We start from the raw sequence: 21,847 nt of genomic DNA on the forward strand, positions 1-21,847 counted from the left end.
TCAGGACGATCTTTTCAGGCATGTGGTGACGCGAACCCATGAAGCAACCATGGACCTTTCCCAAGCCCCGCCTGACAGGCATCGTGTGGCCTTTCATTGCGGTCGCGCTGTTCCAGGCGCTGCTGGGATGCGTCAGCCTTTACACCATGTCTGCGGTGCGCAGCTACGTCGTCGGCGAGAGCCTGTGGTCCAAGGGTCAGAAAGATGCCATTCATTATCTGAGTCTCTACGCCAACTGGCACGACGAACGTGATTATCTGAAATACCAGCAGGCCATTGCGGTTCCGCAGGGCGGACATGCGCTGCGCGAAGCACTGGACAGGCCCGTTCCATCGCTTTCCGATGCCAGAGCCGGAATCATTCAGGGCGGCAATCACCCGGACGATGCCTCGGGCATTATCTGGATGTACCTCAACTTTCACGATTTCAGCTTCATGAAAACCGCTATCCGGTTCTGGGCCGTAGGGGATGACTATCTCGTCCAGCTCGACAGTCTGGCCGGACAGATTCATACGCGGATTCGTGAAGGGGCGGTGAGTCCGGCCGAAATGGAGCAATGGCGGGCGCAGATCAATGCCATCAACGAAGGCGTGGCACCTGCTGCCAAAGCGTTCAGTGACGCGCTTGGCGAGGGCTCCAGGTTCATTCTGAAGCTGCTGGTCGGGATCAATCTGGTGACCGCGGTGTTGCTGATCCTTCTGGCCTTTCTGAGGGTGCGTAAGCTGATTGCCCAGCGCCGCCTGTTTGCCGATGCCCTCCAGCTGGAGCGGGAGCGGGCGCAGATTACCCTGGAGTCGATTGGTGACGGGGTCATCACCACGGACATGAACGGCGCCATCGTCTACATGAATCCCGCCGCCGAAGGTCTGACCCACTGGAAAAACGGCCAGGCCATCGGTTTGCCGCTGGCCGCGCTGTTCAACCTGCTGGACGAGAACGATCAGCGTGACAGCTCGACCCTGATTGATCACATCCTGGGTGGCAAGCTCAAGGGCGGCAGCGCCAACAGCAAGCTGATACAGCGGCTCGATGGCAGTACGGTTTCGGTTGCGCTGGTGGGATCACCGATCTACTCCGAAGGGGTCGTCAGCGGCGCGGTATTGGTGCTCCACGACATGACGCAGGAGCGCCAGTACATCGCCAACCTGTCCTGGCAGGCGGCCCATGACGCGCTGACCGGGCTGGTCAACCGCAGTGAGTTCGAGCGTCGTCTCCAGCACGTGTTGAACAAAGGCGATACTGGCTACGCGAGTCATTGCCTGATGTTCCTGGATCTCGACCAATTCAAGCTGGTCAACGACACCAGCGGGCACGCAGCGGGCGACGAGCTGTTGCGGCATATTTGTCGGGCACTGCCCCAGGGCTTACGCGACGGCGACACCCTGGCCCGGTTGGGCGGCGACGAATTTGGCGTGCTGTTGACCGACTGTCCTGCCAACAAGGCCCACGAAATTGCCGAGACGCTGCGTCAGATAGTGCAGAACCTGCATTTCATGTGGAAAGGTCGACCCTTCGTCACTACCGTCAGCGTCGGTCTGGTGCATCTGGGGGACGCGCCGGCTACGCTTGAAGCCAACCTTTGCGCAGCAGACATGGCGTGCTACATGGCCAAGGAAAAGGGGCGCAATCGGGTTCAGGTCTACCGTCTCGACGATACGACACTGTCGATGCGCTCAGGGGAGATGGCCTGGATTCAGCGATTGCACATTGCCATGGATGAAAATCGGTTTTGCCTGTTTGCGCAGGAAATCGCATCGATTCAGCCCCACGGCGACAGTGTGAGGCATATCGAGATCCTGCTTCGTCTGCGCGATGAGTCCGGGCGCATGGTTGCGCCCGACAGCTTCATTCCTGCTGCCGAGCGCTACGGATTAATGACTACACTTGACCGGTGGGTCGTGCATAACGTGTTTCAGGTTATCGCCCGATGCATGAGCGAGGAACGGCATCAGGCACCGCAGGCGCTGTGTGCGATCAATCTGTCCGGGTCGAGCATCGGTGACGATGCCTTTCTCGATTACCTGAAACTGCAGTTCAGAACGTTCGGTGTTGCGCCTGACATGATCTGCTTTGAAATCACCGAAACCAGCGCCATTGCCGATCTGGGCAACGCCATTCGATTCATCAATGAATTGAAAGCCCTCGGCTGTCTGTTTTCGCTGGACGATTTTTGTGCAGGCATGTCGTCTTTTGCCTACCTCAAACACCTGCCGGTCGACTTCCTGAAGATCGACGGCAGTTTCGTCAAGGACATGCTCGATAACCCGATCAACCAGGCCATGGTCGAGGTCATCAACAACATTGGGCATGTGATGGGTAAGCGCACGATCGCCGAGTTTGTAGAAACACCTCAGATTGAATCCGTGCTGAAGGAAATGGGCGTGGATTTTGCTCAGGGGTACCTGATAGGTCGTCCGACGCTGTTCACGTGCGAAAGCCTCTACGCACCCCCGCTTCGACCCGTCCCGTTAATGTTCCATTCACCGGGAACGTTCAGTTAAATCGTATAGCCACTACAAGGAGCCACACAGTGATCGACACTTTCAACAGAACCGGTCCGCTCATGGAAGCCAGCAGTTATCCGGCCTGGGCCCAAAAGCTGATCAAGGACTGCGCCCCGGCAAAGGCCCGCGTGGTTGAGCACGAGCTGTACCAGAAAATGCGTGATGCAACCCTGAGCCCTAAAATCATGCGCCATTACCTGATCGGTGGCTGGCCCGTGGTTGAGCAGTTTGCGGTGTACATGGCCAAGAACCTGACCAAGACCCGCTTTGGTCGTCATCCTGGTGAAGACATGGCGCGCCGCTGGTTGATGCGTAACATCCGTGTCGAACTCAATCATGCCGACTATTGGGTCAACTGGTGCGCTGCCCACGACGTGACACTTGAGAACCTGCATGACCAGCAGGTTTCGCCAGAGCTGCACGCACTCAGTCACTGGTGCTGGCAGACCAGTTCTTCGGACTCATTGGCGGTGGCCATGGCTGCCACTAACTACGCCATCGAGGGGGCAACCGGCGAGTGGTCGGCGGTGGTGTGTTCGACCGGTGCCTATGCCGACGCATTTCCTGAAGACACGCGCAAGAAAGCCATGAAATGGCTCAAGATGCATGCTCAATATGATGATGCGCACCCTTGGGAGGCGCTGGAGATCATTTGTACACTGGTCGGTAATGAGGCCAGCGTGCAGTTGCAGGCCGAGCTGCGTCAGGCGGTTACCAAGAGCTATGACTACATGTACCTGTTTCTGGAACGCTGTATGCAGCTGGAGAAGGTCAAGCCAGCGCGTGAGCGTGCAACGGCCGTGGAGGCCTGAACACGCCGTCAGGGGCTGTCCCCGCCGTCAGCTGGCGATTGCCAGGCGGTTGCGACCCTGACGTTTTGCAACGTAGAGGGCGTCGTCTGCCCGTCGTAACAGGCTGTCGGCGGTTTCTGCCGACAGCAGTGTCGAGCAGCCCAGGCTCATGGTCATCGCGAGGTCGGGAGCCGTCTGGTCAAACTCCAGGTCCAGAACGGCCTGACGCAGGCGCTCGCCTACCAATGCAGCGCCATCGCCGTCAGTGTTGGACAGAATCACGACGAACTCTTCCCCGCCATAGCGAAATATCCGGTCTACGTTACGCAACTGTGTCTTGAGCGTGACGGCGATGGTTCGGAGCACTTCATCGCCCATTTGATGGCCGTAACGGTCGTTCACTTTCTTGAAATGATCAATGTCGAGCATCAGCACGGACAACGGTTGCTTGTGGCGACGCGCGATGTCCACTTCGCGCGGCAGGTTCTGATCCATCGATATGCGATTGCCGGTACTGGTCAGCGGATCGCGCAATGCGCTTTGCGTGGCGATTCGATACAGCAGGGCATTGAGCAATGGATACAGCAGGCAGGCGAGCAGGCTTTCAACGTCGCTCATCTGCTGCGCGTCGAAGGGTTCGGCCGTCTGGAACTCCAGTTGCCCGATGTCTTCGCCTTCATGACGCAAATGAAAGTGAGTGATGAACGACGCGTCCTCGCCCAGCCTCAGGTGCAGGTCGCTTTCTGCATGCCGATACACAACACCGCTCAGCGGCAGCAGTCGCTGAATGCCCTGGAAGAACAGTGTCAGTATGCGTTCTGCTTCAAGGCTGGTCTGCAGTTGCAGGCCTAGCTGTTTGATCAGCTCAGGCAGAGTAACGGGCGGCAGTACGGCATTGGGACGATGTTGAAACCCCAGGCGCTGCAACCTGGCAGTATCGAAATCGATTGCATGGGTCTGGGTAAGAGAAATCATCTCTTCGCTCCTCAGCACGTATGACTGGCTTGGCAGGGTTAGAGCGAAAGTCGTGCCATTCGGTTCATTTATCGGCCGGGATATTTAAAATCAGTGGGTTAGCGTAGTGCGCAGGCAGCAGGTGATCCTGGGGACGGCGACTTCTTGACGGAGCTTCGTGGCGCAGCAGTGCAACGGTTGGAAGGCGGCTGACTGGCGATTCGTCTCTTGCGGCGATGCGTCAGTGGCTGAACTGACGCGATCACCGGCAAGTTGCCTCCCATGGTCGTGTATCCGCTGCGAGGCAGTTCAACGCCGAAGGTGCTTTATCGGCTGTTTGACGAGCCTTACTGCGCGTTCAATGCCTGTCCATTGACGTTGTTGCTGTCCGGTCCCATCAGGTACAGATACACCGGCATGATTTCTTCCGGGGCGGGATTGTTCAGCGGGTTTTCCGCCGGGTAGGCCTGGGCGCGCATGCGGGTGCGGGTGCCGCCGGGGTTGATGCTGTTGGCGCGCACGCCAGTAACGCCTTCCAGCTCGTCGGCCAGGGTCTGCATCAGGCCTTCGGTGGCGAACTTCGACACGCCATAGGCGCCCCAGTGGGCACGGCCCTTGCGGCCGACGCTGCTGGAGGTGAACACCACCGAGGCGTCTTCTGCACGCTTGAGCAGTGGCAGCAACGCCTGAGTGAGCATGAACGTCGCATTGACGTTGACGTGCATCACGCGTGCGAACTCCTCGCTGGATAGCTGCTCCAGCGGGGTGCGCGGACCGATGATCGAGGCGTTGTGCAGCAGGCCGTGGAGATGGCCGAACTCGGTTTCGATCATCATCGCCAGCTCTGCATACTGTTGCGGCAGGGCAGTCTCGAGATCGAACGGGATAACCACAGGCTGCGGCTGATCGCAGGCTTCGATCTCGTCGTAGACCTGCGTGAGGTTGGCTTCGGTTTTGCCCAGCAGCAGGACGGTGGCACCGTGTGCTGCGTAGGTTTTTGCTGCGGCAGCACCAATGCCGCGGCCAGCGCCGGTCACCAGAATCACCCGGTCCTTGAGCAGGCCCGGGCGAGCGGAATAGTCAAACATGAAAGACCTCGAACGATTGTTTGCGGCTCAGCAACTGCACAGGGCGTTATCCAGCACCTTGCGCAGTTCCAGCGGGTGATCGACCACGACGTCAGCGCCCCAGTGATCGGGATTGTCGTTAGGGTGGATATAACCGTAGCGCACGGCGGCCGTTCGGGTGCCTGCGTCGCGACCGGATTCGATGTCGCGCAGATCGTCGCCGACGAACAGGACGCTGGCGGGATCCAGCTCCAGCCTTTTGCACGCCAGGATCAACGGCTCAGGATGGGGCTTGCTGTGTGTGACGTGATCCGGGCAGATCAGCAGCGCCGAGCGTTCGGCCAGGCCGAGCTGCTGCATGATCGGTTCGGCAAACCGTACCGGCTTGTTGGTGACCACGCCCCAGATCAGTCCGGCCTTCTCGATATCGGCCAGCAGCTCGGCCATGCCGTCGAACAGCTTGCTGTGCACGGCGCAGTCGCGTTGATAGCGCTCCAGAAACTCCAGGCGCAGGGCCTCGAATTCCGGCTCGTTCGGTGACATCGCGAAGGTCGCTGCGACCATGGCTTTGGCGCCGCCTGATATTTCATCGCGAATCAGCTTGTCCGACACTGCCGGAAAACCGCGATCAGCCAGCATCGCCTGGGAAATGGCGATGAAGTCCGGTGCGGTGTCGAGCAGTGTGCCGTCCATGTCGAATAAAACCGCTCTCAAGCGCATGCCTTAGGCCTCCCGAAGGGTCTGGATCATGTAGTTGACGTCGACATCCGAGGCCAGCTTGTAGTGTTTGGTCAGCGGGTTGTAGGTCAGGCCGATGATATCCTTGACCTGCAGGCCGGCATCGCGGCTCCAGGCACCCAGCTCGGAGGGGCGGATGAACTTCTTGAAGTCGTGCGTGCCGCGCGGCAGCAGGCCCAGAATGTACTCGGCACCGACTACGGCGAACAGGTAGGCCTTCGGGTTGCGGTTGATGGTCGAGAAGAAGACCTGGCCGCCCGGCTTGACCATGCGGTAGCAGGCGCGAATCACCGAGGATGGGTCCGGCACGTGTTCCAGCATTTCCAGGCAGGTCACCACGTCGAATTGCTCGGGCATTTCCTCGGCCATGTCTTCGGCGGTGATCTGCCGATACTCGACGCTGACACCCGACTCCAGCTGGTGCAACTGGGCAACGGCCAATGGCGCTTCGCCCATGTCGATACCGGTCACGGTTGCGCCCCGCAGCGCCATGGCTTCACTGAGGATGCCGCCGCCGCAGCCGACGTCGAGGACCTTCTTGCCCGCCAGATTGACGCGTTCGTCGATCCAGTTGACGCGCAGCGGATTGATATCGTGCAGCGGCTTGAATTCGCTCTCGCGGTCCCACCAGCGATGGGCCAGGGCCTCGAATTTGGCGATTTCTGCGCGGTCGACGTTGCTCATGGGGTATGCCTCTTGAACTTGAAATTCGGTTTTCATCTGTCCGGCTATAGATAACCAGACAGTCTTCTGTTCGGTTTGATCGGTCAGCGCGCTTCTTTGCCGTGCCCGGACGTTTGTCCGCTAATGCGCCGACCCCAGGCCATGGCCGTGTCGCGCAGCGCCTGTTCGTCCATCCGGGTCAGGCGGCGATCTTCGAGCAGGGGTTTGCCGGCGACCCAGACGTGGCTCACACAGTCGCGGCCTGTTGCATATATAAGCTGGGAAACCGCGTCGTAGATGGGCTGCTGGGCCAGGCCGGACAGGTCGAACGCGACCATGTCGGCGGCTTTGCCCAGCTCCAGCGAGCCGGTTTCAGCCTGGATGCCCAGCGCCCGTGCGCCATTGAGCGTCGCCATGCGCAGCGCCCGGTGGGCATCCAGGGCGGTCGCCGAGCCGGCAACGGCCTTGGCGAGCAGGGCGGCGGTGCGGGTTTCTCCCAGCAGGTCCAGGTCATTGTTGCTGGCTGCGCCATCGGTGCCGACGGCCACATTGACGCCGGCCTGCCACAGACGCTCGACCGGACAGAAACCGCTGGCCAGCTTCAGGTTGGACTCGGGGCAGTGGATGATGTGGGTATTGCTCTCGACCAGCAGGGCCAGGTCGTCATCGCTGATCTGGGTCATGTGTACGGCCTGAAAACGCGGTCCGAGCATGCCCAGGCGATGCAGGCGCGCCAGCGGTCGTTCCTGATGCTGCTCGACGGCTTGCGCGACCTCGAACGCTGTCTCATGGACATGCATCTGGATGGTGGCGTCAAGTTCATCGGCGATGACCCGCACCTTCTCCAGGTTCTCGTCACCCACGGTATAAGGCGCGTGTGGGCCGAAGGCAATCTTGATCCGCGGATGGTGAGCGAGGTCGTTGAACAGCTCGATCCCGGCGTGCAACGCTTCGTCGGTGGTGCGGGCACCGGGAATCGGAAAGTCCAGCACCGGCACCGTGATCTGGGCGCGCATGCCACTGACATGCACCCGCTCAGCGGCGACCTTGGGGTAAAAGTACATGTCGGAGAAGCAGGTGATGCCGCCCTTGAGCTGCTCGGCGATGGCCAGGTCGGTGCCATCACGCACGAAGTCTTCATCGACCCATTTGCCTTCGGCAGGCCAGATGTGGTCCTGCAGCCAGGTCATCAATGGCAGGTCGTCTGCCAGCCCGCGAAACAGGGTCATGGCGGCGTGGCCGTGGGCATTGATCAGGCCGGGGGCAAGCAGCGTCTGTGGAAGCTCCTGAACCTGCGATGCGCTCAGCTTCAGTGCCTCGGCCCTGGGGCCGATATAGACGATAAGCCCGTCGCGTATGCCGATGCCGTGCTCCTTGAGGACCACCCCTGCAGGCTCGACCGGTACCAGCCAGGTGGGCAGTAGCAAAAGGTCGAGCGGGGCTGTGGCGTTCGGCATGACAAGGTTTCCAGAGCTTATTACGGTGACGGCGAAGTATACCCGAGCGTCTTGGCGGGCGGCTCGCTATAATCAGCCGCTTTTGATTCTGGCTTTGGATTTCAAGATGGAGTGGGCGATGCGCGATCGACTGTTGGCTGCGGAGAAGGTAAAGGCCATCGATTGGCGAGATGACGCTCTGTACCTGCTGGATCAGCGGGTGCTGCCGTTCGAGGAAACCTGGCACGCCTACACCACGGCGGCCGGCGTGGCCGAGGCCATTCGTTCGATGGTCGTGCGCGGTGCGCCAGCCATCGGTATCAGTGCTGCGTATGGCGTGGTGCTGGGTGCCCGGGCACGGATTGCGGCAGGCGGTGACTGGCGCCAGGCACTGGAAGTGGATTTCGCGCAGCTTGCGGATTCGCGCCCTACGGCGGTCAACCTGTTCTGGGCCCTGAACCGGATGCGTGACCGCCTGAAGCGCATCAAGGCGACTGACGATCCGCTGGCGATTCTGCAAGCCGAAGCCGTGGCCATTCACCTCAGTGACCGCGAAGCCAACCTGACCATGGCGCAGCTCGGTGCCGACCTGATCCGCAAGCATCAAGGCAACCTGCAGACCGTGCTGACCCACTGCAATACAGGCGCGCTGGCCACCGGCGGCTTTGGTACGGCATTGGGTGTGATTCGCGCCGCGCATCTGGAAGGCATGATCGAGCGGGTCTACGCCGACGAAACGCGGCCCTGGCTGCAGGGTTCCCGGCTGACCGCCTGGGAGCTGGCCAACGAGGGCATTCCCGTGACCCTGAACGCGGACTCCGCTGCGGCCCACCTGATGCGCACCAAGGGCATCACCTGGGTCATCGTTGGCGCCGACCGCATCACGGCCAATGGCGACGTGGCGAACAAGATCGGTACGTATCAACTGGCGGTCGCTGCCATGCACCACGGCGTGCGTTTCATGGTGGTCGCGCCGAGTTCGACCATCGACATGGAAATGGCCAGTGGCGAAGACATCGTCATTGAGGAGCGCGACGGTCGTGAGCTGCTCGAGGTGGGCGGCCAGCGGGTCGGTGCCGATATCGATGCGTTCAATCCAGTATTCGATGTGACGCCTGCGGACCTGATCGATGCCATCGTGACCGAGAAGGGGATTGTCGAGCGTCCCGATACCGCCAAGATGGCCCAGTTGATGAGCCGCAAACACCTCCACTGAGGTTTTATGCTCGCTTGGGGTTAGTGATGTGTCGCGGCTGAACGGGCCTGTAAGCGCCTCTCAGGCGTCCTGCGCGCACATGGCTCGTTTTCAGCGCTTGCAAAGGATGTGAGCACCTCGGCGATTGTGGTAACATCCGGCGGTTTCCAGAGGCGCTATTTACAGGTGCCCACACTGCGCAGATCCAAGGCTTAACTCATTGATTTGTCGTAAGTCGTTGCCCCGCACCTGCTGGCAACGGCGAGCTTCGTTTACCCCGAATGGGTTTGCGAGGTTTCACCAGAAAAAGGAATCAGGCTTCTCATGGGCGAACTGGCCAAAGAAATCCTCCCGGTCAATATCGAAGACGAGCTGAAACAGTCCTACCTCGACTACGCAATGAGCGTTATCGTCGGTCGAGCACTGCCCGATGCGCGCGATGGCTTGAAGCCCGTGCACCGGCGCGTGTTGTTCGCGATGAGCGAACTGGGTAACGACTGGAACAAGCCGTACAAGAAATCCGCCCGTGTGGTTGGTGACGTGATCGGTAAGTACCACCCGCACGGCGACACGGCCGTGTACGACACCATCGTTCGTATGGCTCAGCCATTCTCGCTGCGTTACCTGCTGGTCGACGGCCAGGGCAACTTCGGTTCGGTCGACGGCGACAACGCGGCGGCCATGCGATACACCGAAGTGCGCATGACCAAGCTGGCTCACGAGCTGCTGGCCGACCTGCACAAGGAAACCGTTGACTGGGTGCCGAACTACGACGGCACCGAAATGATCCCCGCGGTCATGCCGACCCGTATTCCCAACCTGCTGGTCAACGGCTCCAGCGGTATCGCCGTGGGCATGGCGACCAACATTCCGCCGCACAACCTGGGCGAAGTCATCGACGGTTGCCTGGCGCTGATCGACAACCCCGAGTTGACGGTCGACGAATTGATGCAGTACATCCCGGGCCCTGACTTCCCGACGGCCGCGATCATCAACGGTCGCGCCGGCATCATCGAAGCCTATCGCACCGGCCGTGGCCGCATTTATATGCGTGCCCGCTCGATCGTCGAAGACATCGACAAGGTCGGTGGTCGTCAGCAGATCGTCATCACCGAATTGCCTTACCAGCTGAACAAGGCGCGTCTGATCGAAAAGATCGCCGAGCTGGTAAAAGAGAAAAAGCTCGAAGGCATCACCGAGCTGCGCGACGAGTCCGACAAGGACGGTATGCGTGTGGTCATCGAGCTGCGTCGTGGCGAAGTGCCTGAGGTCATCCTCAATAACCTCTACGCCCAGACCCAGCTGCAGAGCGTGTTCGGCATCAACATCGTTGCGCTGATCGACGGCCGTCCGCGGATCCTGAACCTTAAGGACCTGCTGGAAGCTTTCGTTCGCCACCGTCGCGAAGTCGTCACCCGTCGCACCGTATTCGAACTGCGCAAGGCCCGCGAGCGCGGCCATATCCTTGAAGGTCAGGCGGTTGCGCTGTCCAACATTGATCCGGTCATCGCCCTCATCAAGGCTTCGCCGACGCCTGCCGAAGCCAAGGAAGCGCTGATCAGCACGCCTTGGGAATCGAGCGCCGTGGTCGAGATGGTCGAGCGCGCCGGGGCCGATTCGTGCCGTCCGGAGAACCTCGATCCTCAGTATGGTCTGCGCGACGGCAAGTATTTCCTGTCGCCGGAACAGGCTCAGGCCATTCTGGAGCTGCGTCTGCACCGTCTGACCGGTCTGGAGCACGAGAAGCTGCTGGGCGAGTATCAGGAAATCCTGACTCAGATCGGCGAGCTGATCCGCATCCTGAACAGCGCCGTCCGCCTGATGGAAGTCATCCGTGAAGAGCTGGAACTGATCCGCGCAGAATACGGCGATGCCCGTCGCACCGAGATTCTCGATGCACGTCTGGACCTGACCCTGGGTGACCTGATCACCGAAGAAGAGCGCGTCGTGACCATTTCCCACGGCGGCTATGCCAAGACCCAACCTCTGGCGGTCTATCAGGCGCAGCGCCGTGGCGGCAAAGGCAAGTCGGCGACCGGTATCAAGGATGAGGACTACATTGCTCACCTGCTGGTTGCCAACAGCCACACCACGCTGTTGATGTTCTCCAGCAAGGGCAAGGTGTACTGGCTCAAGACCTACGAGATTCCGGAAGCGTCCCGCGCCGCCCGTGGTCGTCCGCTGGTCAACCTGCTGCCGCTGAGTGACGGCGAATACATCACCACCATGTTGCCGGTCGATCTGGAAGCCATGCGCAAGCGGGCTGACGAAGAAGGCGAAGCCCTCGAGGGCGAGCTGGACGACGCGCAGAACAGCGACGAGACCGAAGAAGAGCGCAAGGCACGCATCAAGGCTGCCGACAAGAAGAAGGCACCGTTCATCTTCATGTCCACGGCCAACGGTACGGTCAAGAAGACCCCGCTGGTGGCATTCAGCCGTCAGCGTAGCTCGGGCCTGATTGCGCTGGAACTGGACGAAGGCGATATCCTGATCTCCGCTGCCATCACCGATGGCGAGCAGGAAATCATGCTGTTCTCCGACGGCGGCAAGGTCACGCGCTTCAAGGAGTCCGACGTTCGTGCCATGGGCCGTACCGCTCGCGGTGTTCGCGGCATGCGTCTGCCGGAAGGCCAGAAGCTGATTTCCATGCTGATCCCGGAAGAGGGCAGCCAGATTCTGACCGCCTCCGAGCGCGGCTACGGCAAGCGAACGGCCATTTCCGAGTTCCCTGAGTACAAACGTGGCGGTCAGGGCGTGATCGCCATGGTCAGCAACGAGCGTAACGGTCGTCTGGTCGGTGCAGTCCAGGTGCTCGATGGTGAGGAAATCATGTTGATCTCCGACCAGGGCACCTTGGTGCGGACCCGCGTCGGCGAGGTCTCCAGCCTGGGTCGTAACACTCAAGGCGTCACCCTGATCAAGCTGGCCAGCGACGAGAAGCTGGTCGGTCTGGAGCGTGTTCAGGAGCCATCTGAAGTTGAAGGCGAAGAGCTGCTTGAAGGCGAAGAGGGCGTAGAGGCTCTGATCGCTGACGCCTCTGAACCTGGCGAAGCCGGTGACGAGCTGCAAATCGACGCTGCATCGGATGACGATGAATCGCAGGACTAATAAGCTGTAACGTAAATCAGGTAAGGGCTGGCTCGTCTGTGGGTGCATATGCATTTCAGACAAGTCCAGCCCTTGCGACATTCGGCCGGCGCTACGGACGATTCAGAATTTGCGCGCAAGCTGCCGGGCGTCTAGACGTCCCAGGCACGTTTCGGCAAGACAGTGCGTACAGACCCAAACGTATTTGACGAGAGTGGATATGAGCAAGCGAGCCTTTAACTTCTGCGCAGGTCCTGCTGCGCTTCCTGAAGCTGTTCTGCTGCGTGCCCAGGCCGAACTCCTGGACTGGCACGGCAAGGGCCTGTCGGTCATGGAAATGAGCCATCGCAGCGATGAGTTCGTCTCCATCGCCACCAAGGCCGAACAGGATCTGCGCGACCTGCTGTCCATTCCCTCCAATTACAAAGTGCTGTTCCTGCAGGGCGGTGCCAGTCAGCAGTTCGCGCAGATTGCGTTGAACCTGTTGCCTGAAAACGGCAAGGCTGACTACATCGATACGGGTATCTGGTCGCAGAAGGCGATTGAAGAGGCGTCGCGTTACGGCACGGTCAACGTGGCGGCCAGCGCCAAGCCTTACGATTACTTCGCTATTCCTGGTCAGAACGAGTGGAAGCTGTCCAAAGACGCGGCCTATGTTCATTACGCGCCGAACGAAACCATTGGTGGTCTGGAATTCAACTGGATTCCGGAAACCGGTGATGTGCCGCTGGTCGCTGACATGTCCTCGGACATCCTGTCGCGTCCTGTGGACATCTCCCGTTTCGGCATGATCTACGCCGGTGCCCAGAAGAACATTGGCCCGAGCGGCGTGGTCGTGGTGATCATCCGCGAAGACCTGCTGGGTCGCGCCCGCTCGCTGTGCCCGACCATGCTCAACTACAAGGTCGCGGCCGATAACGGCTCGATGTACAACACCCCGCCGACGCTGGCCTGGTACCTGTCGGGTCTGGTCTTCGAGTGGCTCAAGGAGCAGGGCGGCGTCGAGGCTATTGGCAAGCTCAATGACATCAAGCAGCGCACACTGTACGACTTCATTGACGCCAGCGAGCTGTACAGCAACCCGATCAACAAGCCGGACCGCTCCTGGATGAACGTGCCGTTCCGCCTGGCCGATGATCGTCTGGACAAGCCATTCCTGGCGGGTGCCGACGCTGCCGGTCTGCTCAACCTCAAGGGCCATCGTTCGGTCGGTGGCATGCGCGCGTCCATCTATAACGCAGTGGACATCAATGCGGTCAACGCATTGGTGGCCTACATGAAAGATTTCGAGAAGGAGCACGGCTGATGTCCGAACAGGAACTCAAGGCGCTGCGCGTCCGCATCGACAGCCTGGACGAAAAGGTTCTGGAGCTGATCAGCGAGCGTGCCCGCTGTGCGCAGGAAGTCGCTCGGGTCAAGATGTCCTCCCTGGCGGAAGGTGAAGCGCCTGTGTTCTACCGCCCGGAGCGTGAGGCGGCAGTGCTCAAGCGTGTCATGGCGCGTAATCGCGGTCCCCTGAGTAACGAAGAGATGGCGCGTCTGTTTCGCGAAATCATGTCTTCCTGCCTGGCGCTCGAGCAGCCCTTGAAAGTCGCCTACCTGGGGCCTGAAGGCACCTTTACCCAGGCCGCGGCCATGAAACACTTCGGTCATGCGGTCATCAGTCTGCCCATGGCGGCTATCGATGAAGTGTTCCGGGAAGTGGTAGCCGGTGCCGTGAATTTTGGTGTCGTGCCGGTGGAAAACTCCACCGAAGGTGCGGTCAACCACACGCTCGACAGCTTTCTTGAACACGACATGGTCATCTGTGGCGAAGTCGAATTGCGTATTCACCACCACCTGCTGGTCGGTGAAAGCACCAAGACTGAAAGTATCTCGCGCATTTACTCCCACGCGCAGTCGTTGGCCCAGTGCCGCAAATGGCTGGATGCGCATTATCCGAACGTGGAGCGCGTCGCTGTTGCCAGCAACGCCGAAGCCGCCAAGCGCGTCAAGGGTGAGTGGAATTCCGCCGCCATTGCCGGTGACATGGCGGCCGGTCTTTATGGTCTGACGCGTCTGGCTGAAAAGATCGAAGACCGCCCGGACAACTCCACGCGTTTTCTCATCATCGGCAACCAGGAAGTCCCGCCGACCGGCGACGACAAGACCTCGATCATCGTGTCGATGAGCAACAAGCCGGGGGCCTTGCACGAGCTGCTGGTGCCTTTCCACGAAAACGGCCTGGATTTGACGCGTATCGAAACCCGTCCGTCGCGTAGCGGAAAGTGGACCTACGTGTTTTTCATCGATTTCGTAGGGCATCACCAGGACCCACTGGTCAAGGCGGTGCTGGAGCAGATCAGTCATGAAGCCGTTGCCTTGAAGGTGCTGGGTTCCTACCCGAAAGCGGTTCTTTGAAGGGGCGTTACATGAGTGGTCATTTTTTCGTCCTGATGGGCTGCGAAGGCTTGAAGGGTTTTGCGCGTGGTTGAGGTCAGCTCAAAGCAAGCGAGCGGCCCGATCGTCGGACGCCTGGTGGTCGTGGGACTCGGCCTGATCGGCGGCTCCTTTGCCAAAGGGGTGCGTGAGAGCGGCCTGTGCCGTGAAGTGGTCGGCGTCGACCTTGATCCTCAATCACGCAAGCTGGCAGTTGAGTTGGGGGTCGTGGATCGCTGTGAAGAGGATCTGGCGGCGGCGTGCTGCGGTGCCGATGTGATTCAGTTGGCGGTCCCGATTCTGGCGATGGAAAAGCTGCTGGCATTGCTGGCACCTCTTGAGCTGGGTAACGCGGTACTGACCGATGTCGGCAGCGCCAAGGGCAATGTGGTTCGCGCGGCTTGCCAGGCGTTTGGCGGCATGCCGTCGCGCTTCGTTCCCGGGCATCCGATTGCGGGCTCGGAGCAGAGCGGTGTAGAAGCCTCCAACGCTGCGCTGTTTCGCAGGCACAAGGTCATTCTGACGCCTTTGGCCGAAACCGACCCGGATGCTGTGGCCCTGGTTGATCGACTGTGGTCGGAGCTGGGCGCTGATGTCGAGCACATGCAGGTCGAGCGTCACGATGAGGTACTGGCCGCTACCAGCCACCTGCCGCACCTGCTGGCATTCGGTCTGGTCGATTCGTTGGCAAAACGTAATGAAAATCTGGAAATATTCAGGTACGCCGCCGGCGGTTTCCGTGATTTCACGCGTATTGCCGGTAGTGATCCGGTCATGTGGCATGACATTTTTCTCGCCAATCGCGAGGCGGTATTGCGCACGCTCGATACGTTTCGCAGCGACCTCGATGCCCTGCGTGACGCAGTCGATGCGGGTGACGGTGCTCAGTTGCTGAAAGTGTTCACCCGTGCCCGCGCTGCGCGCGAACATTTCGGTCGCATCCTGGCGCTCAGGGCGCACGTCGAGCCCAGGGGTGTCGACGCGTCCAATGGCCAGGCGGCGGTCGGTGGCAACGTCAGTCATCGCATTGGCGGGCCTGTGGATATCGCTTCTGCGGCACTTTTCATGGTTGCGGCGTCCATCAGTGCAGATTCGGATCTGCTGCTCGAAGGCGTCAGCATGGACGCTGCGTGCGTGGGCGTGATCGATATTCTGCGCCTGATGGGCGGCGATATCGTGTTGCATGCCGCTCGCGAAGAAGGCGGTGGGCCTGTTGCAGATGTTCAGGTACGCAGCGCGCGGCTCAAGGGTGTCGACATTCCCGAAGCGCTGGTTCCACTGGCCATTGATGAATTTCCGGTGCTCTGTATTGCAGCAGCCTGCGCGCAAGGGCGTACCATTCTGCGCGGGGCTCAGGAGTTGCGCGGCACGGAGCTTGAAGTCGTGCGGGTGGTGGCTGATGGCTTGCTGGCACTGGGTATCGAGGTTGAAGTTGCGCCGGACGGCATCATCGTCGAAGGCGGCGTGCTGAGTGGTGGCAACATTGATGTGCGTGGCAATCAGCGGATTGCCATGGCGTTCGGCGTGGCGTCATTGCGGGCGTCTGCTCCTGTTCATGTTCACGATCACGCGCATTTTGCTCCATCGTTTTCCAATTTTCTGGCGCTGTGCGCTCAAGTCGGCCTGCATGTAGCGCAAGAGGACATAAAGTGAAGATCAAAGCACCTGTTATAACCATCGACGGACCCAGCGGCTCCGGGAAGGGCACCGTGGCCGGATTGTTGGCCAGAAAGCTGGGCTGGTGCCTGCTCGATTCGGGCGCGCTGTATCGCCTGCTGGCATTTGCAGCGCGCAATCATGGCGTCGATCTGACCAATGAAGAGGCGCTCAAGCTCCTGGCTGCGCACCTCGACGTGCAGTTTGAAGCGTCGGCGGCAGGGCAGGGTCAGCGCATTGTTCTTGAAGGCGAAGACGTGACTCACGCCATTCGCAACGAGCAGGTTGGCAGCGGCGCCTCGCAAGTGGCTTCGTTGCCAGCGGTGCGTGATGCGCTGCTGCAACGCCAGCGCGCGTTTCAGGAAGAACCGGGCCTCGTGGCGGATGGCCGCGACATGGGTACCGTGGTTTTCCCTGATGCACCCTTGAAGATTTTTCTGACGGCCAGCGCCGAGGAGCGTGCGCGTCGTCGTTACTTGCAGTTGAAGGCCAAGGGCGATGATGTTAGTCTGTCGAGTCTGCTAGATGAGATAAGTGCACGCGACGAGCGTGACACCCAGCGAGCGGTAGCCCCGCTCAAGCCGGCGCACGACGCCATACAGCTGGATTCCACCGAATTGTCCATCGAGCAGGTGCTGGAACGCATCCTGAGTGAAGTCGCCCTGCGCGATATCGCCGGATGATCAAGGAGCTGTGCAGGAGACCAGACCCCGTCCTGCAAGCTTCCTTTTATATGAACGAAACCCACGTTGTCTGGAGCGTGGCAGATGGGCGTATCCTTCGCCCTTGATCAACAGGAATTAAAATGAGCGAAAGCTTTGCAGAACTTTTTGAAGAAAGCCTAAAAACCCTGAACCTTCAGCCGGGCGCAATCATTACCGGTATCGTTGTCGACATCGACGGCGATTGGGTAACTGTACACGCTGGCCTGAAGTCCGAGGGCGTCATCCCGCTCGAGCAGTTCTACAACGACGCTGGCGAGCTGACCATCAAGGTCGGTGACGAAGTGCACGTTGCGCTCGACGCGGTCGAAGACGGCTTTGGCGAAACCAAGCTGTCCCGCGAAAAAGCCAAGCGCGCTGAGTGCTGGATTGTTCTGGAAGCAGCTTTCGCAGCTGAAGAAGTGGTCAAGGGCGTTATCAACGGTAAGGTTAAAGGCGGCTTCACTGTCGACGTTAACGGCATCCGTGCGTTCCTGCCTGGTTCTCTGGTTGACGTTCGCCCTGTGCGCGACACGACTCACCTGGAAGGCAAAGAGCTCGAGTTCAAGGTCATCAAGCTGGACCAGAAGCGCAACAACGTTGTCGTTTCCCGTCGCAGTGTCCTGGAAGCCGAGAACAGTGCCGAGCGCGAAGCTCTGCTCGAGTCCCTGCAGGAAGGTCAACAAGTCAAAGGTATCGTCAAGAACCTCACCGATTACGGCGCATTCGTCGATCTGGGTGGCGTCGATGGCCTGCTGCACATCACCGACATGGCCTGGAAGCGCATCAAGCATCCATCGGAAATCGTCAACGTTGGCGATGAGATTGATGTAAAAGTCCTGAAGTACGATCGCGAGCGCAATCGTGTTTCCCTGGGCCTGAAGCAACTGGGCGAAGACCCATGGGTTGCTATCAAGGCTCGTTACCCGGAAGGCACTCGCGTCACCGCGCGTGTTACCAACCTGACCGACTACGGCTGCTTCGCAGAGCTGGAAGAAGGCGTGGAAGGCCTGGTACACGTTTCCGAAATGGACTGGACCAACAAGAACATCCACCCATCGAAAGTCGTTCAGGTTGGCGATGAAGTGGAAGTCATGGTTCTGGACATCGACGAAGAGCGTCGTCGTATCTCCCTTGGCATCAAGCAGTGCAAATCTAACCCGTGGGAAGATTTCTCTGGCCAGTTCAACAAGGGCGACAAGATCTCCGGCACCATCAAGTCGATCACCGATTTCGGTATCTTCATTGGTCTGGACGGCGGCATCGACGGTCTGGTTCACCTGTCCGACATCTCCTGGAACGAAGTGGGCGAAGAAGCCGTACGTCGTTTCAAGAAGGGCGACGAGCTCGACACTGTGATCCTGTCTGTTGATCCAGAGCGTGAGCGCATCTCGCTGGGTATCAAGCAGCTGGAAAGCGATCCGTTCTCCGAGTACGTCACTGTCAATGACAAAGGCGCAATCGTCCGCGGTATCGTTAAAGAAGTTGACGCCAAAGGCGCCATCATCACTCTGGCCGACGACATCGAAGCGACCCTCAAAGCCTCCGAAATCAGCCGTGACCGCGTTGAAGATGCGCGTAACGTTCTGAAAGAAGGCGAAGAGATCGAAGCCAAGATCATCAGCGTTGACCGCAAGAGCCGCGTAATCAGCTTGTCCATCAAGTCGAAAGACGTTGAAGACGAGAAAGAAGCGATTCAGAGCCTGCGTAGCAAGCCTGAAACTGCTGAAAGCACTGGTCCTACCACCATTGGTGACCTGCTGCGCGCGCAGATGGAAAAACAGAACTAAGTTCTGCTTGACCATAAAAAGGGCGACTTCGGTCGCCCTTTTTTACGTCTTGTTTTTAAGCCTTTCCAGCCCACGGCTGAACCCGAAAAACGTCTCCAGCGACCTCTCAGGCCGCGTCCTTCTTGTGTTCTCGTCAATCCCTATGCTGTACCTGTCAGGTGTCATACGCACGTCATGCGTTCGTGAGCCGTTGACACGGCTTCACATAAGTCAAGAGATGGGCTGTTCAAATTCATCCGGCCATGCTAAAACCTTCGGAGCGCTGACCTAGCTGCTTGAAAAAGAAGGGAAAAATATGACGAAGTCGGAGTTGATCGAACGAATTGTCACCCATCAAGGGCTGCTCTCATCCAAGGATGTCGAGTTGGCTATCAAGACCATGCTTGAACAGATGTCACAGTGCCTCGCAACGGGCGACCGTATCGAGATTCGTGGGTTCGGCAGCTTCTCTTTGCATTACCGCGCACCGCGTGTAGGCCGTAACCCCAAGACGGGCCAGTCTGTCAGTCTGGACGGTAAATTTGTTCCCCACTTCAAGCCGGGCAAGGAATTGAGGGATCGGGTGAATGAAGATGAAGAAGAGGGCCTCTGAGGTCGCCAGACAAAGGATCATCTGATGCGCATATTCAAACGAGTCGTTGTCATCGCCATTGTGCTGTTTGTCGTGCTGGCAACCACTGTATTTGTGCTTGAAAACCAGCAAACCGTCGCGTTGGTCTTTTTTGGCTGGTCAGCGCCAGCGCTCCCCTTTGCCGTACCGGTGGTCCTGGCGCTTTTGCTGGGCATGCTGATCGGTCCGGTTCTGGCATGGCTCGCCAGTTTCCGCAAAAAACGCACGCTATACACTCGATCCATCAAGTCCGAATAAACAGGCGTCGCCGGATGCAGGTCCGGCTGCCTGAAGTACTTCTTCTCCTGCGTTCCCTCGCTGCCTTAAAACGTTTTCTGCTTCTTTCAGTGCATGTCTCGCGGTGTCAATCCAGGCGGCGAAGCTCGTGTGTGCTCATTTAATTGTTCTTATATTGCTGTAGGAATATTCAACTTCTCACGCTTGATTATTCTTATATGCTGTAGGAAATACATGCATAGTAATGGAATGGTCAGTGTTTATATGGCTCATCCGTCTGTCGTCCAATCAAGGCTGATTTTTCTTTGGCTTTGATCCTCTATGTCAAGACTTGAAAGCCCCTTATTCAAATGCAGAATACCCCCGGCTTATTGCGCGAGTGCGTACCTGGCACTGCGTCTGGTCTTTACATGAAGGGTCGTTGAATGTCTTATCCGCAACTCATACACCATGGTGCCGTAGAGACCGTGACGGGTTCTTGCCATCAGCTTTGCATGGACGCCGCAAACAGTCTGTTGATTGATTGTGGGTCCACACAGGTCCGGGAGCGCAATGGCGTTGAGGCGTTCGGGTTTTCCCCGGCGGACATCAAGGCGCTGCTGGTCACCCATGTGCACAACGATCATGTGGGGCGTATTCCCGAGTTGCTGGCGAGTGGGTACAAGGGGCCGATTCTGTGCAGCGAACCCAGTGCCCACTTGTTGCCGCTGGTGATGGAGGACATCCTGAAGCTGGAGTCCGGTCATGACGCTGTACGGGTCGATCGTCAGCTGGAAGCCATTGGCAAGCGCATCATCGCGTTGCCTTTCAATACCTGGTTCGATCTGGTGGCCACAGAGTCGCTGCACTGCAAGGTGCGTCTACAGCGCGCCGGTCATATCCTCGGGTCGGCATACATTGAATGTGATCTCACCTATCCGCTGGAGGGCCGCTCGCAGCGTGTGGTGTTTTCGGGCGACCTGGGGGCGTCCCACACCCCCATGCTGCCTGCTCCCGAATCGCCTGAGTGTGCCGATATTCTGGTGCTGGAAAGTACTTACGGCGATCGTCTTCACGAAGATCGAAGCACCCGGCAACACCGTCTCGAAGCGCTCATTGACAAGGCGCTGGAAGATAACGGCACGGTGCTGATTCCTGCATTCAGTATCGGACGCACCCAGGAGTTGCTGTACGAGCTGGAGGATATCCTTCGCCGCAAGTCGTTGGCAGGTGATAGGCTGGTCAGCAGTACTGTCGACCCACGGAGCGGCGAGGCGGTCGCCATGGACTGGCCGCAACTACCGATCATCCTCGATTCGCCGCTGGCCAGCAGATTTACCAAGGTGTACCAGTCGTTCTCCGACTATTGGGATGAAGACGCACGGGAGCGTCTGGGGCAAGGCCGAGCGCCTCTGGGCTTCTCCCAACTCGTCACGATCGATACACACAGCCAGCACCTGCAGACGATCAACTATCTGGCCAGCACCGCACGCCCGGCCATCGTTATTGCCGGCAACGGCATGTGCGCAGGGGGACGTATCGTCAACTACCTCAAGGCCATGCTGGGTGACACGCGTCATAACGTTCTGTTTGTCGGTTATCAGGCCAAGGGCACGCCAGGTGCAGCGATTCAGGCGTACGGCCCGCAAGGCGGGTACGTTGAACTCGATCGAGAGCGCTTTGACATTCGTGCAGGTGTCTCAACGGTAAGCGGGTATTCGGCGCACGCTGATCAAGCGGGTCTGGTGGAGTTTGTTACAGGCATGAAGCAGTGGCCTGCACAGATACGTTTGGTTCATGGCGAGGCCGCTGCAAAGAGATCACTGGGACATAAACTGCAACGCAAATATTCGCTGGATAAACGTCCGTTGAAACTGTTTATTCCTTGAACGCACCCATGATAAGGCGAGCCTGTATCGGCTCATGTAACTTACTCATTTGTTCACGGTGCGTAGTCCGAAGCCGCTGGTAATAAATGCCATTCTGCCTGTTTACCGTCGCAAGGGCTCGAAGTGCGGACT

17 protein-coding genes are annotated in these 21,847 nt (G+C 59.1%); 12 read left to right on the forward strand and 5 right to left on the reverse strand.

Translation table 11 applies throughout. From position 1 onward, the window contains the following. Positions 1–38: 38 nt before the first annotated feature. Together BUB69_RS10765 and BUB69_RS10770 are read left to right on the forward strand one after the other, a co-directional pair. On the forward strand, positions 39–2,501 hold the full coding sequence (locus tag BUB69_RS10765) for an EAL domain-containing protein (RefSeq protein WP_073165994.1): 2,463 nt from the start codon (positions 39–41) through the stop codon (positions 2,499–2,501). Between the two features lie 29 nt (positions 2,502–2,530). Then, the gene (locus BUB69_RS10770; RefSeq protein WP_073165998.1) at positions 2,531–3,316 is read left to right on the forward strand and encodes an iron-containing redox enzyme family protein; all 786 of its coding nucleotides are present in this window, start codon (positions 2,531–2,533) and stop codon (positions 3,314–3,316) included. A 27-nt stretch (positions 3,317–3,343) separates the two neighbouring features. Here the strand turns inward: BUB69_RS10770 and BUB69_RS10775 are convergent, their stop codons facing one another. From BUB69_RS10775 to BUB69_RS10795, 5 genes are all read right to left on the reverse strand, one after another. Beyond that, positions 3,344–4,270 (reverse strand): GGDEF domain-containing protein, encoded by a 927-nt coding sequence (locus tag BUB69_RS10775; RefSeq protein WP_073166001.1) that lies wholly within the window; start codon positions 4,268–4,270, stop codon positions 3,344–3,346. A gap of 326 nt (positions 4,271–4,596) precedes the next feature. Then, positions 4,597–5,337 (reverse strand): YciK family oxidoreductase, encoded by a 741-nt coding sequence (locus tag BUB69_RS10780; protein ID WP_073166004.1) that lies wholly within the window; start codon positions 5,335–5,337, stop codon positions 4,597–4,599. Between the two features lie 27 nt (positions 5,338–5,364). Beyond that, entirely contained in the window at positions 5,365–6,036 is a 672-nt protein-coding gene (mupP, locus tag BUB69_RS10785; RefSeq protein WP_073166007.1) for an N-acetylmuramic acid 6-phosphate phosphatase MupP, read from the reverse strand. 3 nt (positions 6,037–6,039) lie between these two features. After that, positions 6,040–6,738 (reverse strand): bifunctional 2-polyprenyl-6-hydroxyphenol methylase/3-demethylubiquinol 3-O-methyltransferase UbiG, encoded by a 699-nt coding sequence (gene ubiG, locus BUB69_RS10790; protein WP_073166011.1) that lies wholly within the window; start codon positions 6,736–6,738, stop codon positions 6,040–6,042. 83 nt (positions 6,739–6,821) lie between these two features. Then, entirely contained in the window at positions 6,822–8,174 is a 1,353-nt protein-coding gene (locus BUB69_RS10795) for a TRZ/ATZ family hydrolase (protein WP_073166014.1), read from the reverse strand. A gap of 118 nt (positions 8,175–8,292) precedes the next feature. On the opposite strand from BUB69_RS10795, the gene mtnA reads away from it, so the two are divergent. The 10 genes from mtnA (at position 8,293) to BUB69_RS10845 (ending at position 21,715) form a co-directional block, all read left to right on the forward strand. Continuing rightward, on the forward strand, positions 8,293–9,369 hold the full coding sequence (gene mtnA / locus BUB69_RS10800) for an S-methyl-5-thioribose-1-phosphate isomerase (protein WP_073166017.1): 1,077 nt from the start codon (positions 8,293–8,295) through the stop codon (positions 9,367–9,369). 303 nt (positions 9,370–9,672) lie between these two features. Next, positions 9,673–12,456: a DNA gyrase subunit A gene (gene gyrA / locus BUB69_RS10805; protein ID WP_073166021.1), complete on the forward strand. Its 2,784-nt coding sequence runs from the start codon at positions 9,673–9,675 to the stop codon at positions 12,454–12,456. 199 nt (positions 12,457–12,655) lie between these two features. Then, on the forward strand, positions 12,656–13,741 hold the full coding sequence (gene serC / locus BUB69_RS10810; protein ID WP_024688996.1) for a 3-phosphoserine/phosphohydroxythreonine transaminase: 1,086 nt from the start codon (positions 12,656–12,658) through the stop codon (positions 13,739–13,741). Further along, entirely contained in the window at positions 13,741–14,835 is a 1,095-nt protein-coding gene (gene pheA, locus BUB69_RS10815; RefSeq protein WP_024688997.1) for a prephenate dehydratase, read from the forward strand. Before serC ends, pheA begins: the two co-directional genes overlap by 1 nt. A gap of 123 nt (positions 14,836–14,958) precedes the next feature. Beyond that, a complete protein-coding gene (locus BUB69_RS10820) occupies positions 14,959–16,506 on the forward strand; it encodes a prephenate dehydrogenase/arogenate dehydrogenase family protein (RefSeq protein WP_425439364.1) in 1,548 nt (515 codons plus the stop codon). Beyond that, positions 16,503–17,192 (forward strand): (d)CMP kinase, encoded by a 690-nt coding sequence (gene cmk, locus BUB69_RS10825; protein ID WP_073166024.1) that lies wholly within the window; start codon positions 16,503–16,505, stop codon positions 17,190–17,192. The genes BUB69_RS10820 and cmk overlap by 4 nt, the downstream gene beginning before the upstream one ends. A gap of 122 nt (positions 17,193–17,314) precedes the next feature. Beyond that, positions 17,315–19,000: a 30S ribosomal protein S1 gene (gene rpsA / locus BUB69_RS10830; protein ID WP_073166028.1), complete on the forward strand. Its 1,686-nt coding sequence runs from the start codon at positions 17,315–17,317 to the stop codon at positions 18,998–19,000. A 295-nt stretch (positions 19,001–19,295) separates the two neighbouring features. Next, positions 19,296–19,592, forward strand: coding sequence for an integration host factor subunit beta (gene ihfB, locus BUB69_RS10835; protein ID WP_003369729.1), 297 nt, complete (start codon positions 19,296–19,298; stop codon positions 19,590–19,592). Positions 19,593–19,616: 24 nt separating this feature from the next. Beyond that, the gene (locus tag BUB69_RS10840) at positions 19,617–19,868 is read left to right on the forward strand and encodes a lipopolysaccharide assembly protein LapA domain-containing protein (RefSeq protein WP_073166031.1); all 252 of its coding nucleotides are present in this window, start codon (positions 19,617–19,619) and stop codon (positions 19,866–19,868) included. Between the two features lie 404 nt (positions 19,869–20,272). Beyond that, entirely contained in the window at positions 20,273–21,715 is a 1,443-nt protein-coding gene (locus tag BUB69_RS10845) for an MBL fold metallo-hydrolase (protein ID WP_073166035.1), read from the forward strand. The last annotated feature ends 132 nt before the right edge of the window (positions 21,716–21,847 follow it).

The organism is Pseudomonas asturiensis, assembly GCF_900143095.1.
Lineage (GTDB): Bacteria > Pseudomonadota > Gammaproteobacteria > Pseudomonadales > Pseudomonadaceae > Aquipseudomonas > Aquipseudomonas asturiensis.

Bases quoted from the DNA above. Each gene is read 5' to 3' on its own strand.
- BUB69_RS10765 (WP_073165994.1), top strand. From the start codon at position 39: ATGAAGCAACCATGGACCTTTCCCAAGCCCCGCCTGACAGGCATCGTG.
- BUB69_RS10775 (WP_073166001.1), bottom strand. From the start codon at position 4,270: ATGATTTCTCTTACCCAGACCCATGCAATCGATTTCGATACTGCCAGG.
- BUB69_RS10780 (WP_073166004.1), bottom strand. From the start codon at position 5,337: ATGTTTGACTATTCCGCTCGCCCGGGCCTGCTCAAGGACCGGGTGATT.
- mupP (WP_073166007.1), bottom strand. From the start codon at position 6,036: ATGCGCTTGAGAGCGGTTTTATTCGACATGGACGGCACACTGCTCGAC.
- ubiG (WP_073166011.1), bottom strand. From the start codon at position 6,738: ATGAGCAACGTCGACCGCGCAGAAATCGCCAAATTCGAGGCCCTGGCC.
- BUB69_RS10795 (WP_073166014.1), bottom strand. From the start codon at position 8,174: ATGCCGAACGCCACAGCCCCGCTCGACCTTTTGCTACTGCCCACCTGG.
- mtnA (WP_073166017.1), top strand. From the start codon at position 8,293: ATGCGCGATCGACTGTTGGCTGCGGAGAAGGTAAAGGCCATCGATTGG.
- gyrA (WP_073166021.1), top strand. From the start codon at position 9,673: ATGGGCGAACTGGCCAAAGAAATCCTCCCGGTCAATATCGAAGACGAG.
- serC (WP_024688996.1), top strand. From the start codon at position 12,656: ATGAGCAAGCGAGCCTTTAACTTCTGCGCAGGTCCTGCTGCGCTTCCT.
- pheA (WP_024688997.1), top strand. From the start codon at position 13,741: ATGTCCGAACAGGAACTCAAGGCGCTGCGCGTCCGCATCGACAGCCTG.
- rpsA (WP_073166028.1), top strand. From the start codon at position 17,315: ATGAGCGAAAGCTTTGCAGAACTTTTTGAAGAAAGCCTAAAAACCCTG.
- ihfB (WP_003369729.1), top strand. From the start codon at position 19,296: ATGACGAAGTCGGAGTTGATCGAACGAATTGTCACCCATCAAGGGCTG.
- BUB69_RS10840 (WP_073166031.1), top strand. From the start codon at position 19,617: ATGCGCATATTCAAACGAGTCGTTGTCATCGCCATTGTGCTGTTTGTC.
- BUB69_RS10845 (WP_073166035.1), top strand. From the start codon at position 20,273: ATGTCTTATCCGCAACTCATACACCATGGTGCCGTAGAGACCGTGACG.